Source organism: Rhodococcus sp. no. 34 (assembly GCF_054589475.1).
In genome coordinates this window covers 907311-923982 of sequence record NZ_BAAILK010000046.1, presented here as the reverse complement: position 1 = coordinate 923982, position 16672 = coordinate 907311, and the positions used below count along the sequence as shown (strand labels likewise).

Below are 16672 nucleotides of genomic sequence, written 5' to 3'. Positions count from 1 at the left end.
ATCCAAATGGTTTTCGGCTCCGAATGCCATGCATGACGCCCAACCGACGGCAACAGCAGGACGGTGACCAGCACCTGGTGGTGCTAGTCCTGCCTGGAGGAAAGGTCTCGAGCCATCGCCCGGCTCGCGCCTGGCACCTGTCCAACCTTCGGATGCGCCCGTTCACCGCTCAGCTTCGCCTCTCCGGTGTGAAAGCGGTGCAGGCTCGCTATCGAGTTCGAGGTTGGAACGGTGCGGAGCGCAGTCCGGTCGCCGACGCCCGCGCCGCACTCGACGCGATAACGAAACGTAATTCACAAGCTCAGGTGATCCTGTTGGGGCACTCGATGGGCGGACGGGTCGCCGCCGAACTATGTGGCGATCCGGCGGTGGTCGGTGTGGTCGCGCTGGCGCCGTGGTGGCCCGATGGAACGTCGGTGAATCTGCGTTCGGACACACCACTGTCAGTCCTTCACGGCACGGCTGACTCCTGGACCGATCCGGAGGTGTCGCGGCGAAAGGTCGACGAACTGCAGGCGTCGGGTAAGAGCGCTGAATGGATCGGCATCGACGGCGCAGGCCACTTCATGCTCCGTCGGGCGGCGACTTGGCATCGCCTCGTCGCGGATGCAATCGCAGGAATGAGTCGCGGGGTAGCCGCAACAAAGATGGGAGAACGACGATGAGTTCCGACAAGCGCAAGGTGGCCGTCGTCGGTAGTGGTGTCGCAGGTCTGACAGCGGCGTGGGTGCTCAGTAAGGACAGTGACGTCACCCTCTACGAAGCGGATTCACGGCTCGGCGGGCACGCGGACACCCATTCGGTCACCGACCCGGAAGGGCGAAGCCTCGCCATCGACACGGGGTTCATCGTCCACAACGATCGCACCTATCCGACATTGTTGCGATTGTTCGCAGAACTCGATGTGCCTACGCAGGAATCCGACATGAGTATGTCGGTCAGGTGTGGGGGTTGCGGGCTCGAGTACTCGGGAGGCCAAGGGTTGCGCGGCGTTCTCCCGACGCCGGGGCTCCTTGTCAACGGCAGCTTTCTGTCCATGTTGATGGAGGTCAAGCGCTTCCATCGCCGTGCCCGCGCCCTGCTCGACAACACGGATCCGTCGGCACCCGACCAGACACTGGGAGTGTTTCTGCGCAGCGGCCGGTTCTCCGACTACTTCACCGCTCACTTCATGACTCCGCTCGTGTCGGCAGTCTGGTCGTGTGATCCCGGCTCGGCGCTGAAATATCCCGCGCGGTACCTGTTCTCGTTCCTCGATCACCACGGAATGCTGAGCGTCACTGGATCGCCTACCTGGCGAACAGTCACCGGTGGATCGGGCGAATACGTTCGTCTCGTCGCCAAAAGCATCGGGGACATCCGCCTGAACACGCCGGTTCGCGCCGTCCACCGGTTCGACGATCGCGTCGACATTCGTGACGGCGACGACCAGATCCAGACCTTCGACGCAGCCGTGGTCGCAACGCATCCGCAGCAAGCGCTGAAGATTTTGGCGGATCCGACGCCTGCCGAATCCCAGGTCCTCGGCGCAATGCCGTACTCCGTCAACCACACCCAACTTCACACGGACGAAAATGTGCTGCCCGGCAACACCAATGCGCGCGCGTCGTGGAACTACTACATCCCTGAATGCAACGCGAAGCCGGATCACGTTCTGGTCAGCTATGACATGACGAGGTTGCAGCGGCTGCCGGAGACCGGTCGGCGCTACCTGGTGACGTTGGGGGGAGACGAGATGGTGTCCCCGGACTCGGTGATCGATCAGATGACCTACGAGCATCCGCAGTACACACCCACCTCCGTCGCCGCTCAAGCGCGGCTTCCCGAGTTGGACTCGGACGTGCTCGCGTTTGCCGGTGCGTACCACGGATGGGGCTTCCACGAGGACGGCGCACTGTCCGGCCTGCGCGCCGCCGAACGCGTCGGAGGTCGGTGGCCGTGACTGCACCCATCACGCCGTCCATCGTTCATACGAGCATCCGACACGTACGAACGGAGCCGTTGCACAACGAGTTCGAGTACCGAAGCTACAGCTGGCTCGTCGACGTCGACGATTTGCCCGAGCTTCCGAAGGCTTTGCGGCCCTTGGCGAAGTTCGACGCCGGGGATCACCTCGGCGACCCCACTCGATCGATTCGTGCCAACGTCGAGACTTTTCTGGCAACCAACGGATTGGAGTTCGCCGGCGGTCGCATCCTCATGCTTGCGAACGCGCGTGTGTTCGGCCATGTGTTCAACCCGCTGAGTGTGTTCTGGTGTCTGAACGACGACGGCAGTCAGCGGTGCGTCGTTGCCGAGGTTCACAACACCTACGGCGAACGGCACTGCTACCTGCTCGAAACCGACGAACGTGGCGCGGTTCGCACGTCCAAAGAGTTCTACGTATCTCCGTTCAACGATCTGGACGGCGAGTACCGGATGCGACTTCCGCTACCCGACACCGCGCTCGCGCTCTCGATAGTTCTGGCCCGTGACGGCAAGGCGCCCTTCGTGGCCACGGTGTCCGGTCGTTGTGTGCCGGCGACGACGCGCGAGATCGTGCGCAGTGCGCTCGCCATCCCGCTGGCTCCGCTCCGAGTCGCCGCGCAGATCCGATTTCAAGGAATCCGGCTGTGGGCCAGGCGCTTACCCATCGTTCCCCGACCGCAACATCACCCGCAGGAGGCAGTGCAATGACCACAACCACTCTCGGCACCGAACCTTCCGCTCACGCGATCGAAACCGAGCGGTGGCCGGGCGTCGCCACCGTGCCGAGTGGGCTCAAAGTGCGGGTTGCATCACCGGTTGCCCGCGCCCTGTTCCACAAGGCGGTCGCACGTTTGCCGCTGCGCGTCCAGATGCCCAACGGTGAGTTCTCCGGTGGCGGTAGCCCCGATTCGCCGTTGATGGTCATTCACCGCCCAGACGACTTCGCTGCTCGTGTGGGTGACAGTGGTTTGATCGGATTCGGGGAGTCGTACATGGCGGGCGATTGGGAAGCATCCGACCTCACTGCGGTCCTGGAAGTCTTCGCCTCCCGCGTGGCGACGCTCATTCCCGACTTCCTGCAGCGGCTACGAGGCCTCTACATTCCGAAGCAGCCTCGCAGTGAGCGGAATTCGACGCAGAACACGCGCTCGAACATCTCCCGGCACTACGACCTCTCGAACGAGATGTTCGAACTGTTCCTCGACGACACCATGACGTATTCCAGTGCTCTCTTCGAGGATCTGTCGGTAGGAGCGACCCCGTCGTGGGACGTGTTCGCAGCGGCGCAGCATCGGAAGATCGATCGACTGCTGGATGGCGCAGGTGTCGGACCCGGTTCGCGAGTGCTCGAAATCGGCACAGGCTGGGGAGAATTGGCGATCCGAGCTGCCCAACGGGGAGCGACGGTGCGCTCGGTGACACTTTCGGTCGAACAGCAGGAATTGGCAGCGAAGCGGATAAGCGCTGCGGGACTGGCAGATCGCGTTCAGGTCGACCTTCTCGACTATCGGCAGGTACAGGGGGAGTACGACGCCGTTGTGTCGGTCGAGATGATCGAGGCCGTCGGCCACCAGTACTGGGGAAGCTACTTCCAGACGATCGACGCCCTGCTGGCGCCGGGTGGGCGCGCGGCGATCCAAGCCATCACGATGCCGCACGATCGAATGCTCGCGACCCGCAACACCTACACCTGGGTGCACAAGTACATCTTCCCCGGCGGATTTCTCCCGTCGGTGCGGGCGATCGAGGACGTCACCGAGCGCATGACAACCCTGCGGGTGCGGGAGCGGATGTCGATGGGCGATCACTACGCGCAGACGTTGCGACTGTGGGACGAGCGATTCAGCGCTCGCACCGACGAGGCGTCCGCGCTCGGGTTCGACGCAGTGTTCGCGCGCATGTGGCATTTCTATCTCTGCTACTCCGAGGCGGGGTTTCGGTCGGGGTATCTCGACGTCCAGCAAATTGTTCTCGATCGGAGGAACCAGCGATGACTGCCACAATGGATCGAACGACACAAGGTACCGGCGTTGCGGGTCGTCTCTCGGACATCCTCAGTCCACTTGTCGGCGGCGAACTTCCGGTGCGGTTGACTGCATGGGACGGCAGCACAGCAGGTCCGGAAGATGCTCCGAAAGTGACGCTCTACAGCCCGAACGTTTTGCGACGCTTGCTCTGGAATCCCGGCGAGTTGGGGGCTGCGCAGGCATATGTTCTCGGTGAACTCGACGTCGAGGGCGATCTAGGCGATGCACTCACACACGTGTGGAAGGTGTCTGCCGAGCGGGGGCTCGGGTCGATTACCCCGACACCGTCGCTCGTCTTGGCCGCGGTCAAGGCTGCGCGATCCTTCGGAGCTTTCGGGAGACCTTTGGCTCCGCCGGCGTCGCAGGCTCAGGTGAAGGGGCGCCTGCACAGCCTCGCCCGCGACCGCGAGGCGATCGGGCACCACTACGATTTGTCGAACGATTTCTACCAATTGATCCTCGATGAGAACATGGCGTACTCCTCGGGCTATTGGACTTCCGATGCACCGGACTACACGCTCGAAGACTCACAGTCAGACAAGCTGGACCTGGTGTGCCGCAAGGTCGGTCTCGATCGAGCGCGAGGCTTGCGGTTTCTCGATGTCGGCTGTGGTTGGGGCTCGCTCAGCCTGCATGCAGCGCGGGAGTACGGCGCCAGGGTTGTCGGAATCACGATCTCGGCGGAGCAGAAGGCTTTTGTCGACGCGAAGGTCCGCGCGCTCGGTTTGGAAGACTGGGTCGAGATTCGCCTCCAAGATTATCGAGAGATTCCAGACGGTCCCTTCGATGCGGTCGCGTCCATCGAGATGGGTGAGCACGTCGGTGAGGACAACTATCCGACCTACGTGAAAGCGCTCCACGACAATGTTATTGCCGGTGGCCGTGTGCTGATTCAGCAGATGTCCCGCACTGGCCCGCACCCCGGGGGAGGTCCGTTCATCGAGTCGTTCATCGCGCCGGACATGTACATGCGGCCCGTCGGTCGCACTGTTGCGATGATCGAGGAAGGTGGACTCGAAGTGCGGGACGTCCACGCCCTGCGTGAGCACTACGTGAGGACCGTCGACGCGTGGATCGAGACCTTCGAATCGAACTGGGATCGCGTCGTGGATCTCGTGGGTGTCGAAGTCGCCCGGGTGTGGCGTCTCTACCTCGTCGGCGGAGGAATGGCATTTCGGGACGGCAGGATGGGCGTCGATCAGATTCTGTCGGTCCGGCCGCACGGTGATGGTCGATCGGATATGGAATCGGTCCGGCCGCAGTGGGTGTCGCGGCGATGAACGGATTCGACTGGGGCGCATTCGGAGTGGTCACGCTCACGAGCCTGTTGGCGATCGCCGTCGGAATGGCAGTGACAGCCACCATCGGTGTACGGATCGGGCGGCACAATGTTGTCGACGTGTCGTGGGGCGCCGGCTTCGTTCTGATCGCGCTCGTGTCCGCGGTAGTTGGAACCGGCGACATCTGGCGCCGGTTGCTGATGCTTGCGCTGGTGGCGATCTGGGGTCTGCGGTTGGCGACGCACATGGCGATCAGATCCCGCGGCAAGGGTGAAGACCCGCGGTACGAAGAAATGCTCGGACGAGCGACGGGTAATCGAACGCTGTATGCGATCCGCAAGATTTATCTCACGCAGGGGATTTCGTTGTGGTTCGTCTCCCTGCCGATCCAGGTCGCAGCAGTATCGAACGGTAGCTTCGGGCTTCTTGTTGTGCTCGGAATCGTGCTGTGGATTGTCGGCGTCACGTTCGAGACGGTCGGCGACCGGCAGATGGAGGAATTCAAATCCGATCCGGGTAGCCGTGGCCACATCATGGATCAAGGCTTGTGGGCGTGGACGCGGCATCCCAACTATTTCGGCGACGCATGCGTCTGGTGGGGGATCTTCCTCGTCTCGGCGTCCGTGTGGCCGGGAGTGTTGACTGTCCTCTCGCCGATCGCCATGACGTACTTCCTGGTCTTCGCCACCGGTGCGCGGTTGCTCGAGCGACATATGGAACAGCGTCCGGGTTATCGCGAGTATCAGCAGCGGACAAGTTACTTCATTCCGCGCCCGCCGAAAGCCCGATCCGGGACGTAGGCTCTTTCGGGTGAGGCGAGAGCATGGGTGATCTGAAGCTGCCGGGTGCGGTGGGAGCGGTCGCCGTCGGCGGAGCATTGGGGGCACTGAGTCGATACGGGCTTGGGGAGCTCTTTCCCCACATCTGGACGACACTGGTCATCAACGTCGTCGGCTCGTTCGTTCTGGGTGTTCTCGCGGCCCTCCTCGTCCACAACAAGGTTGGGTACCTCTTTCTCGGCACCGGGTTCTGTGGTGGCTTCACCACTTTCTCGTCCTTCGCGGTTCACGCTGTGACGGAGAGTCCGTGGCGATCGATTCTCTATGTACTCGGGACGCTGATTCCCGCGATCCTCGCCGCTGCACTGGGCAAAGGGCTCGGTGAACGCTGGATCCGCGCGCGGGACGGCGCGCCGGCATGACAGTTCTCCTGGTGGCGCTCGGCGGCGGCGCTGGTGCGAGTGGCCGGTACCTGTTGGCGCGGTATGTGCCCGCGTACAAGGGATTCCCGGCTGCGACGTTCGCCGCGAACGTGATCGGCTGCTTCCTCCTTGGATTGTTCACCGGGGCAGCTCTTTCCACCGAGATGGCCGCACTTCTGGCGACCGGATTCTGCGGTGGCTTGTCCACCTACTCGACCTTTGCGAACGAGAATGTCGGGATGGTCGAGAGGCGCCAGACGGCCCTCTCGCTGATCTACATCGTCGTCAGTTTGATCGTCGGACTGTCCGCTGCGTGGTTGGGAATCCAGATCACGGATTGACGGATCCGGCGCCGAGCGTGCACGCCACGCGGCCAGGGTAGACAATTGTCCACAGTCGCGTCGACACAGTGGTCGACCACCGGGCCGAGGGGGATTCGTGGCGCACGAACGAGCAGGACAAGTGGCTCTGCCAGAGGATCTGATCAATGTTCCTCATCTGGTCACCGCGTATTACACGCGCACTCCGGATCCCGAGAACCCGATGCAGCAGGTACTTTTCGGCACTTCAGGACATCGCGGTTCCAGTCTCGACTCGGCGTTCAACGAAGCTCATATCCTGGCGACAACCCAGGCGATCGTCGAGTACCGCGCTTCGCAGGGAATCGACGGCCCGCTGTTCATCGGCCGGGACACACATGCGCTCTCGGAGCCGGCCTGGCTGTCGGCCTTGGAGGTCCTGGTCGCCAACGACGTCGTCGTCCTCGTCGATTCACGCGACGCCTACACTCCCACCCCGGCTGTCAGTCACGCGATCTTGCGATACAACTCGACGGGCCCGGAGGCCAAGGCCGACGGCATCGTCGTGACACCGTCACACAATCCGCCTCGTGACGGTGGCTTCAAATACAACCCGCCGCACGGTGGGCCCGCGGACACGGATGCGACGTCGGTTATCGCCGATCGAGCGAACGAGCTTCTGCGCAAGGGGCTTTCCGGGGTACGGCGTGTGACGGCGGCACAAGCGCTGGACCGCGTCGAACGCTACGACTTCCTCCGCTACTACGTCGAAGACCTCCCCAGTGTCCTCAACATCGACGCGATCCGCGATGCCGGAATCAGGATCGGTGCAGACCCCCTCGGCGGGGCAAGCGTCGATTACTGGGGCGCGATTGCCGAAACTCACCGACTGGACCTCGAAGTGGTGAATCCACTCGTCGATCCGACCTGGCGGTTCATGACGCTGGATACGGACGGCAAGATCCGCATGGACTGCTCGTCGCCCGACGCGATGGCGTCGCTGATCGGGATTCGGGATCGCTACGACATCGCGACCGGAAACGATGCGGACTCCGACCGCCACGGCATCGTCACTCCCGACGGCGGTTTGATGAACCCGAATCACTATCTGGCCGTTGCCATCGAGTACCTGTTCGCGAACCGGCCAGGTTGGGGCGCAGATACCAAGGTCGGCAAGACCCTCGTGAGTTCCTCGATGATCGACCGTGTCGTGAGCAGCCTGGGCCGCGAATTGCTCGAGGTTCCGGTCGGGTTCAAGTGGTTCGTTCCCGGATTGCTCGACGGGTCTGTGGGATTCGGCGGCGAGGAAAGCGCCGGCGCGTCCTTCCTCCGACACGACGGTTCCGTCTGGACGACGGACAAGGACGGCATCATCCTTGCGTTGCTCGCGTCGGAAATCACCGCGGTGACGGGAAAGTCTCCGTCAGCGCACTACGCCGCGTTGGCCGAGAAGTTCGGGAGCCCGGCGTACGCACGTATCGATGCGCCCGCGACACGCGCACAGAAGGCAGTCTTGGCAAAACTGTCTCCCGACCAGGTGAGTGCAACCGAGCTGGCGGGTGAACCGATCACCGCGACACTGACTGCCGCGCCCGGAAACGGCGCGGCGATCGGTGGTCTCAAGGTGACGACGGAGAACGCGTGGTTTGCAGCGAGGCCGTCCGGCACGGAGGACGTGTACAAGATCTATGCCGAGTCGATGAAGGGCGCCGATCATCTGGCTCAGGTCCAGGCAGCGGCCAAGGACTTGGTGTCCGGCGTCTTGAAGGCGAACTAGCCCGCGGACCGCTCATGTCGCCCGGCTAGAATTCCGGGCGACATGAAAACTCGTGCAGCCAAGCTGCCACAGGAAATTTGGGTACTGGTCGCCGCCAGCTTCGTCATCGCCCTCGGATTCGGGTTGGTCGCCCCGGCACTACCTCAGTTCGCGCGCAGCTTCGACGTATCGGTCACCGCCGCCACGATCGTGATCTCGTCTTTCGCTTTCATGCGGTTGGTGTTCGCGCCGATGAGCGGCACTTTGGTACAGAAACTCGGTGAGCGGCCGGTCTACATCGTCGGCCTTCTCATCGTCGCGGTCTCGACCGGTGCGTGCGCTTTCGCGGGGGAGTACTGGCAACTTCTGCTGTTCCGGTCGTTGGGCGGCATCGGGTCGACCATGTTCACGGTGTCGGCCCTCGGGCTGATCATTCGCATGTCACCGTCGGACAGTCGCGGCCGCGTGTCGGGTCTGTACGCGACAAGCTTTCTCATGGGATCGATCGGCGGCCCGCTGGTCGGCGGTGCGCTGTTGCAGTTCGGTCTGCGGATGCCGTTCATCATCTACGCAATTGCGTTGGTGATCGCCGCGCTCGTTGTCTTCGTGAGCCTGCGTGGATCTCATTTGGCGTCACCGGACAAGGCTGTCGATGTGAAGTCGATGACTCTCACAGAAGGCCTCCAGTCTCCGGTGTACCGGGCAGCGCTCGGATCGAACCTCGCCTTCGGTGGCGTGATCTTCGGAGTTCGCGTTGCCATGGTTCCCCTGTTCGTCGTCGAGTTCCTCGGCCGAGACCCCTCGATTGCGGCCTACGCCCTGACGATCTTCGCCGTCGGCAATGCGTTGGTGTTGATCGTCTCCGGACGACTCTCGGACCGCTTCGGACGCAAGCCCTTTGTCGTGAGCGGCCTACTCATCTGCGGTCTGGGAACCATCGCAATGGGATTCACCGACAACCTCGTGGTGTTCTTCGCCATTGCCGCAGTGACTGGTGTCGGCTCCGGCCTCATGAGTCCGGCCCAGCAGGCCGCGGTTGCCGATGTTGTCGGATCGACGGCCCGAGGTGGACCCGTTCTGGCGGTATTCCAGATGATGTCCGACATCGGTGGGGTAGTGGCGCCGATTTGTGCCGGGCTGATCGCCCAACATGTTTCGTACTCGGCGGCCTTCGCAGTGATGGGAGCCGTCGTTGTCGTGTCGGCGACGGGGTGGTTGTTCGTCCCGTCGCGAACGAAGCCTGTCGAATCCGTTGTAGAAGATCTGACTGATGTGACGGTGCTAACGGATACTCCTGCGCGGACAAACCTGGACTGACCGGGCATTCTGTACTCTCGATCGGGTGGCAATTCGCATCGTGAGTCTTGTGGCCCGATTGGGTTTGGCGGCCGTCTGGCTGATTTCCGGGGGACTCAAGTTCTTTGATCCCGTTCAGACGAAGATCGCGGTGCGCGCCTATCAACTATTGCCCGAGTCACTGGTGGGTCCGGTGGCGACGGCTCTTCCCCTGGTCGAAATAGTCCTGGGCCTGCTGATCCTCGTCGGGTTGGCGGTGCGAGCATCCGCTGCAGTCTCGGTGGTCATCCTCACGGTTCTCATTGCGGTGATCATTTCGGTGTGGGCCAGGGGATTGTCCATCGACTGCGGATGTTTCGGCGGCGGAGGTGCAGCCGACGTCGGCGCTTGGGACTATTCGAAGGAGATTCTCCGCGACCTGGGCTTCTTGGCACTTGCCGTCTGGCTGCTCGTGTTCCCGCGTTCGCCACTCGCGTTGGGGCCCGGATCACGCGCGGCGTTCTCAGTGGATACTCAGTCTTCAGTGGCAAGGTAAGCAATCGGTAAATCGTTTCGACGCACGAAGGACTGCATCAGCGTGAGCACCAAGAGCAGCAAGAACAAATACTCTCCGGAACCGGTCTCGAGCCGCTCCACCTACATCATCGGTGGCCTCGCGGTGCTCGTGATCGCGGCCCTCGTCATCGGCGGTGTCTTGTGGACGAACAGCAAGAACAAGCCCCAGAACGACGGTTACGGCTCCGTGCAGAGTTCCGAAGTTGCCGTCACGGTGCAGGACAACGGAGTGGTGCTGCTCGGCAAGCCCTCCGCCGCGACAACCATTGATCTCTTCGAGGATCCGCTGTGCCCGGCCTGTGCTGCTCTCGAACACCTCAGTGGCCAGGCTCTCGCGGCCGCTGTCGACAACGGTGACGTCGCCGTGCGGTACCACATGCTGAACTTCCTCAACCGGGCGTCGGGCAGCGGTGACTACTCCACACGGGCCGGCGCCGCTCTGCTCTGCGTTGCTCAGGGCGGCGACGCGATCGCGTACTCCGCATTCCACAACAAGCTTTTCGCGACCGACACGCAGCCGGCCGAGGGCGGCAGCAGCGACCACACCAACGACGACCTCGCCCAGATCGCTCGTGATGCGGGCGCATCCGAGGACGTGGCAACCTGCATCTCTTCCGGTATGAACGTCGAAGCCGCCGCGGCCAATGCCGCAGCCGCCAGCCAGGCGCTCAAGGATGTCGGGTCGAACGGGACGCCCACGGTAGTGGCGAACGGCAAGATCGTTGACACGGGCAGCAGCGACTGGGTTTCCAAGCTCTCCTGACGATGGTCCACCAGACGCTTCGATAATTCCGAACGATATCGGGCGATTATTGTCGCTATTCACGAATCAATTGGTCGATCAACATTGATTCATGGAAACTGCCGAACGAGTGAAGTCGTACGAAATTCCGCAGCGCACGGTGGCGTTGAGTGCGCTCCTCGAGGATGTCGGCACGTCGATTCTCACGGCGCCTCGGGGAGCGGACCTTTCACACGAGGTCGGATCGGTAGCAATATACGAGCCCGGTGTGGAGTCCGAACTCGGTCCCAGATCCGTGGTTCTTCTCGTCGGAGTCGAGGGACAGGCGAACATCGCTTCGACGGCGGCCCTGCTGCGCCGCTCCGGCGTTCAGGTTGTGGTGGTCCGGGGCGGGTGTGACCCGGGCGCCGTAGATGGCGAAGTCGCCTCGTGGAATGGCGTCACTGTGTTGTCTGCCTTGCGTGGTACTTCCTGGGCAGACCTGACCGGACTGATCCAGCGAGCGTTGTCCGCGCGAGGATCGAGTGCCTGCGGTCGGTCGGACGGTTCGGACGGAGATCTGTTCACCTTTGCCAATGCGGTCAGCGCTCTCTTGGATGCACCCATCACAGTCGAGGATCGCAATTCTCACGTCATCGCGTTCTCCGGTCGGCAGGACGAGTGTGACGATTCCCGGATTGCGACCGTTCTGGAGCGGCAGGTCCCCGACCAATACCTTCGGCTGATCGAAGAAGCCGGCATTTTCGACAAGATATACCGCAGTAGAGAACCGGTATGGATCTCGGGCGCGTCACTGGGTACTCGCCTCGATCGTGTCGCGGTCGCCATTCGTGCCGGCGACGAATACCTGGGATCGATGTGGGCTGCCGTCGACGGCAACCTGACACTTGCTCGAACGCGCGCGTTGGCGGATTCGGCTCAGCTTGTCGCAGTTCGCATGATCGAACTTCGCACGGCTGCCGATCCTGTGAAGCGGCGACAATCGGAGTTGCTTGCGGATCTGGTGGAAGGTGGTTCCGCTGCGACATCGGCTATGGAACGCGCCGGGCTCGGCTCGGGTTCGGCGATGGTGATCGCGCTGGGTAGACGCTCGGGCCTTCACCGTGACAGACCAGACGGGACCGCTCATCTCGGGCGGCTTGTGGATGCCTTCGCAGTACATCTAGGAGCGGTATACGGCCAGTCAGTAGTCGCGATGATCAACGGCATCGGATATGCAGTGGTGGCGCTTCCCAGTAGATCGCACGGCGCAGACGCGGATGCCGCACGCATCTCGTCGGATTTCCTCGAACGCGTCCGAGCTCATGACGACACAATCCTCGGCGTCGGTCGAGTCATGTCCCGGCCAGAGGACCTCGGACGATCGCGGCGCGACGCCGATCATGCGCTCGATGTTCTACGTACGCGACGCATCGAAGGATGCGTGGCTACCTTCCGGTCGGTGTACGTCGACGCGTTGCTGTTGCAGGTGTCACGGGAGTCCGCCTGCCGAAGGCTTTTCTCTCTTGGGTCCGCTCACGGCTATCGCGCGCCACGACGACGAACATTCGACGGTGTACCTGCCGACTCTCGAGGCGTGGTTAAGCGCATTCGGTGACATCGGAGCGGCGTCTGCATCACTTCACGTGCACCCCAACACGTTTCGGTACCGTTTGGGTAAGTTGCGAAGTCTGCAGCTCTTCGATCTCGACGACGCCGACACTCGGTTTCGCCTGATGGTTCACCTGCGGATACGGCACCTTCAATGATCAGAATGTTGACTTCAAGTATTCCTGGCCCTTCGAATGCGAGAATCGATCAATTCGCCTGTGCGGTGAGCTTGTCAGAGTATGAGGGAGACCTGTGGATCTGCATCGCTTGACCCTGCTCCGCGAGCTCAACTACCGTGGGACCATCGCTGCTGTTGCACAGGCTCTTTCGTACAGTCCGTCCACAATATCTGCACAGCTTTCGCAACTCGAGACTGAGATCGGCGTTCCCCTGCTGGAACCTGTGGGGAGACGCCTGCGTCTGACCGCCCAGGCACAGATTCTCGTCAGGCACACGGAGGCGATTCTGCTCCAAGTCGAGACAGCGGAAGCGGAGATAGCGCATTCGATGCACGAGTTGAGCGGAACAGTACGAATCGCGTTGTTCCAGACTGCGGCGCTTGCCCTGTTGCCTTCCGTGCTGAGTGCACTCTCGCTCGCACATCCGATGTTGCGCATCGAATTCGCGCAGGCGGAAACCGAGCAGGCGTTGCCTCAACTACTCCACGATTTCGACTTGGTCGTCGGTGAGGAGTATCCCGGCCATCTTCTGCCTCGCCCGACGAATGTGTCGATGGTCGAGCTCACCCGTGATCCGATCAGGCTGGCGGGTGCCGGCGAACGCGAAGGCGAGGCAGCGGATTTGTCGGAATTCGCGGATCGAGTGTGGGTCATGGAACCGGTCGGCGCTGCCTCTCGTGCTTGGGCGGTAGAGCGCTGCCGTGCATCAGGTTTCGAACCGGATGTGCCGTACGAGACTGATGACGTCGTAGTGCATCGCAGGTTGGCCGAAGCGGGGTTGGCGCTCGCGCTCCTTCCCGACCTGCTCTTTGTCGGATCCACGTCGTCCTTACCTCTCGTTCGGATCGGCGAACCGGAGTTCTACTCACGAAGCCTCTTCATGGCGAGTAGATCGGGAAGCAGTGCACACCCGGCGATCTTGACCTGTCAAGCGGCCTTTGCCGCCGCTGCCAACTGAACCTGAATCGGCGCGCGCGGCAGCGGTGGCCACGGTGATCGTTCGAAAATTGCGAACGTAATCAGCCGGAAAATGTCGCTTTTCACCAACGGATCACTCGGCCAACATTAGTGGACAAGCAGACGTTGGCGGCTGGCAGCCCAGCTAAGTCGTTGTCCAACAGCAACTGTCAGCCGGTGTCCGATCAATCAACAGCAAGGCAGACCCCATGAAAGCTCGATCAGCGTGCACGATGGCCGTCGTGGTCGCAGGTGCACTGTCGGTAACGTCGTGTGGCGGTGCTTCCGGCGGCTCGAATTCCGGCGAATATGCTTTGGACGGAACATTTGTCACCGTCATCAAGGAGGACCCGGGTAATCTGAACCCGTTGGTAACCAACAAGGTTGCCGCCCAGATCGTCGGCGCATACGCTTACGACTCCCTGGTGGACATCGAAACAACTCCCGGCCAGGTGAGATCGTATCTGGCCGAGAGTTGGGAAGAGTTACCGCAGAAGGTGAGTTACACCCTGCGCCAGGGAATCACATGCGCCGACGGTACGTCGTTCACAGCTCGATCTGCTGCGGACAACATCAACTGGATAGCCGACCCGGTCAACGGCTCGTCGCTACGGGGCAAGGTGGTTCCGGATTCGTCAGTCGCGACCGCGCAGGGAAACACCGTCACTGTGGAGACTTCTGAACCCGCACCGTTCCTGTTCAATTCGATCGGATCGTTGAAGCTCGCGTGCCCGGGCGCGCTCTCCGATCCCGACAGCGTGAAGACGGCCAGCAACGGCACCGGGCTGTTCGAGATCACCGAAGTGGTGGCAAACGATCACATCACTCTGAAGCGTCGCGACGGATACAGGTGGGGGCCCAACGGTGAAACTACCTCCGAGACAGTCGGAGTGCCGAGGACCGTGACGATCAAAATCGTCACGGATCCGAGTACGACGGCAAACTTGCTACTCTCGAAAGGCGTCAACGCGGCTACCGTGACCGGTGCAGACGAGGAGCGGATGGATGCCGCCGGCCTCGAATCAAGGTCGTACGAGACGATGACCGATCAGTTCATATTCAACCAGTTCGACGGCATACCCACTGCCGATCAGGCTGTGCGGAAGGCACTACTGCAGGCTGCAGATCTCGACGCGTACACGAAGATCTCGACTGCCTCGAAAGGTGAACGCGCACAGTCGTTGGCCGTAATCGAGCCGAGAGCCTGTCGGTATGACAGCGTCCAGGGTTCACTCCCGCCGGTAGACTCGGCAGCCGCAGCGAAGACGTTGGACGCTGCCGGCTGGGTGGCGGGCGCTGACGGTAAACGATCCAAGGACGGTCGACCGCTCGAGATCTCGGTGGTGTACATCAATTCAGTTGATGCCAAGGCCGGCGCTGCCGAGTATCTGGCGAAGCAATGGGAAGCGATCGGCGCACGAGTTGAGCTCAGAGGGGGAGACGACAGTTTCGTTCTCGCCAATACTTTCTCGGCGACGGACCGAAGTGCATGGGGGGTCGCTGTCGGGTTGACCATTCAAAGCAACACTCCGACAACCTTCCCCGCCTACTTCTCGGGGCCGGTTCCTCCGGGCGGCACCAACTTCGCCTTCGTGGACAACAACAAGTATTCAGAGGCAGTGGCCAAGGCCGTCTCGTTGCCGGGACAGGAGTCCTGTCCGTTGTGGAAGCAGGCAGAACAAGCGCTGTTCGACAGTGTCGACGTCGTTCCCGTTGCAGTTGCCCCGAACAACATGTACTTCAACGGTGCTGTTTCTCTCAGCAACCCGTTTGCCGGCGTCGTGCCTGGCGCGTCGATACGCGTCCTGCGGTAGCGCAGATGACAACACGACAGAACTTGCCGCGGCCGTCCGCCGCATGGGTCACGTTCCTCGGTCGGCGCATCCGTCGCCTGTTCATATCGATGGTTGTACTCGTGACGATCTCGTTCTTCATGATTCGTCTGATCCCGGGTGATCCGATTCGTAATGCGCTGGGTATCAACGCGACCGAGGATCTTGTATCGGCTCGTCGCAGCGAGATGGGACTCGACCGGCCACTGTGGCAGCAATACGTGCTTTTCTGGAAGGGTTTGCTGACCGGTGATCTCGGTGAATCGTTCACTTTGCAGCAACCAGTCGGAGCGATCATCTCGGATCGGCTGCCGGCGACGCTGGAACTGGCAGTTCTGGCTTTGGTGACGATGATGCTGTTTGCCGTTCCGATAGGTCTGGTAGCTGCCGCGCTCACCCGGGGTGGTCGTCGGCGAGGACTCGAACTCGGATACTCCTCGATCAGCGGATTTGTCGCCGCGGTCCCGGAATTCCTGATCGGCGTGTGTCTGGTCTACGTGTTCGCGATCTCGACGCACGTTTTTCCCGTTGCAGGTAGAGGGGGAGTCGAGTCGTACGTGCTGCCGGTCGCTGCACTGTCGATCGGAAGTATCGCGGCCATGTCACGAATTGTGCGAGCGGAGACGCTGACCGTGCTGGATCAGGATTACATCAGGACAGCACGTTCGAAACGAATGTCGTCGTCGCGCCTTTATCTGCGCCACGCACTACCGAATCTGTTGACGTCTGCTCTGACGATAGGTGGACTTGTGCTCGGCGGTCTGATCGCGGGAACCGTTCTGGTGGAAACGATCTTCGCGTGGCCGGGTCTGGGTCAGACGATCGTTGCGTCGATACGCGGGAAGGACTACCCCGTCGCTCAAGGAGTGATCATTGTCTACGGCTTGATCGTTCTGCTGGTGACCCTACTGGTGGACATCGTCTTGGTCCTGCTCGATCCACGCTCTGCCCTCAAGGAGAATTGACATGGTCGAGATGAGTTCGACCTCG

At 61.8% G+C, this 16672-nt stretch carries 17 protein-coding genes; all 17 read left to right on the top strand.

Annotation, left to right across the window (positions count from 1 at the left end; genetic code table 11):
* Positions 1–32: 32 nt before the first annotated feature.
* The 17 genes from ACYP01_RS25565 (at position 33) to ACYP01_RS25485 (ending at position 16647) form a co-directional block, all read left to right on the top strand.
* Positions 33–665: a dienelactone hydrolase family protein gene (locus ACYP01_RS25565; RefSeq protein WP_459683032.1), complete on the top strand. Its 633-nt coding sequence runs from the start codon at positions 33–35 to the stop codon at positions 663–665.
* Positions 662–1942: an NAD(P)/FAD-dependent oxidoreductase gene (locus ACYP01_RS25560; RefSeq protein ID WP_221741973.1), complete on the top strand. Its 1281-nt coding sequence runs from the start codon at positions 662–664 to the stop codon at positions 1940–1942. The genes ACYP01_RS25565 and ACYP01_RS25560 overlap by 4 nt, the downstream gene beginning before the upstream one ends.
* On the top strand, positions 1933–2676 hold the full coding sequence (locus ACYP01_RS25555) for a DUF1365 domain-containing protein (protein WP_042450068.1): 744 nt from the start codon (positions 1933–1935) through the stop codon (positions 2674–2676). The genes ACYP01_RS25560 and ACYP01_RS25555 overlap by 10 nt, the downstream gene beginning before the upstream one ends.
* Complete coding sequence (locus ACYP01_RS25550) at positions 2673–3962, top strand: SAM-dependent methyltransferase (RefSeq protein WP_158170461.1); 1290 nt, start codon at positions 2673–2675, stop codon at positions 3960–3962. The genes ACYP01_RS25555 and ACYP01_RS25550 overlap by 4 nt, the downstream gene beginning before the upstream one ends.
* Entirely contained in the window at positions 3959–5275 is a 1317-nt protein-coding gene (locus tag ACYP01_RS25545) for a class I SAM-dependent methyltransferase (RefSeq protein WP_459683031.1), read from the top strand. The genes ACYP01_RS25550 and ACYP01_RS25545 overlap by 4 nt, the downstream gene beginning before the upstream one ends.
* The gene (locus ACYP01_RS25540) at positions 5272–6075 is read left to right on the top strand and encodes a DUF1295 domain-containing protein (protein ID WP_099697432.1); all 804 of its coding nucleotides are present in this window, start codon (positions 5272–5274) and stop codon (positions 6073–6075) included. Before ACYP01_RS25545 ends, ACYP01_RS25540 begins: the two co-directional genes overlap by 4 nt.
* A gap of 23 nt (positions 6076–6098) precedes the next feature.
* On the top strand, positions 6099–6476 hold the full coding sequence (locus tag ACYP01_RS25535) for a fluoride efflux transporter FluC (RefSeq protein WP_021334356.1): 378 nt from the start codon (positions 6099–6101) through the stop codon (positions 6474–6476).
* Positions 6473–6817 carry a fluoride efflux transporter CrcB gene (crcB, locus tag ACYP01_RS25530; RefSeq protein ID WP_019747865.1) on the top strand — a complete coding sequence of 115 codons (345 nt, stop codon included), beginning with the start codon at positions 6473–6475 and terminating at the stop codon, positions 6815–6817. The genes ACYP01_RS25535 and crcB overlap by 4 nt, the downstream gene beginning before the upstream one ends.
* Before the next feature lie 97 nt (positions 6818–6914).
* On the top strand, positions 6915–8552 hold the full coding sequence (gene pgm, locus ACYP01_RS25525; RefSeq protein ID WP_321999717.1) for a phosphoglucomutase (alpha-D-glucose-1,6-bisphosphate-dependent): 1638 nt from the start codon (positions 6915–6917) through the stop codon (positions 8550–8552).
* A gap of 42 nt (positions 8553–8594) precedes the next feature.
* On the top strand, positions 8595–9848 hold the full coding sequence (locus ACYP01_RS25520) for an MFS transporter (protein WP_003942326.1): 1254 nt from the start codon (positions 8595–8597) through the stop codon (positions 9846–9848).
* Positions 9849–9873: 25 nt separating this feature from the next.
* Positions 9874–10362, top strand: coding sequence for a MauE/DoxX family redox-associated membrane protein (locus tag ACYP01_RS25515; protein ID WP_003942318.1), 489 nt, complete (start codon positions 9874–9876; stop codon positions 10360–10362).
* Between the two features lie 42 nt (positions 10363–10404).
* Positions 10405–11145, top strand: coding sequence for a DsbA family protein (locus ACYP01_RS25510; RefSeq protein WP_459683030.1), 741 nt, complete (start codon positions 10405–10407; stop codon positions 11143–11145).
* 91 nt (positions 11146–11236) lie between these two features.
* Entirely contained in the window at positions 11237–12721 is a 1485-nt protein-coding gene (locus ACYP01_RS25505; RefSeq protein ID WP_459683029.1) for a PucR family transcriptional regulator, read from the top strand.
* Complete coding sequence (locus tag ACYP01_RS25500) at positions 12678–12872, top strand: helix-turn-helix domain-containing protein (protein ID WP_459683028.1); 195 nt, start codon at positions 12678–12680, stop codon at positions 12870–12872. Before ACYP01_RS25505 ends, ACYP01_RS25500 begins: the two co-directional genes overlap by 44 nt.
* A 94-nt stretch (positions 12873–12966) precedes the next feature.
* Positions 12967–13851, top strand: a complete 885-nt coding sequence (locus ACYP01_RS25495; RefSeq protein WP_054826112.1) for a LysR family transcriptional regulator — start codon at positions 12967–12969, stop codon at positions 13849–13851.
* Between the two features lie 208 nt (positions 13852–14059).
* Complete coding sequence (locus ACYP01_RS25490) at positions 14060–15664, top strand: ABC transporter substrate-binding protein (RefSeq protein WP_315873043.1); 1605 nt, start codon at positions 14060–14062, stop codon at positions 15662–15664.
* A 5-nt stretch (positions 15665–15669) separates the two neighbouring features.
* The gene (locus ACYP01_RS25485; RefSeq protein WP_054831917.1) at positions 15670–16647 is read left to right on the top strand and encodes an ABC transporter permease; all 978 of its coding nucleotides are present in this window, start codon (positions 15670–15672) and stop codon (positions 16645–16647) included.
* Positions 16648–16672 lie beyond the last annotated feature (25 nt).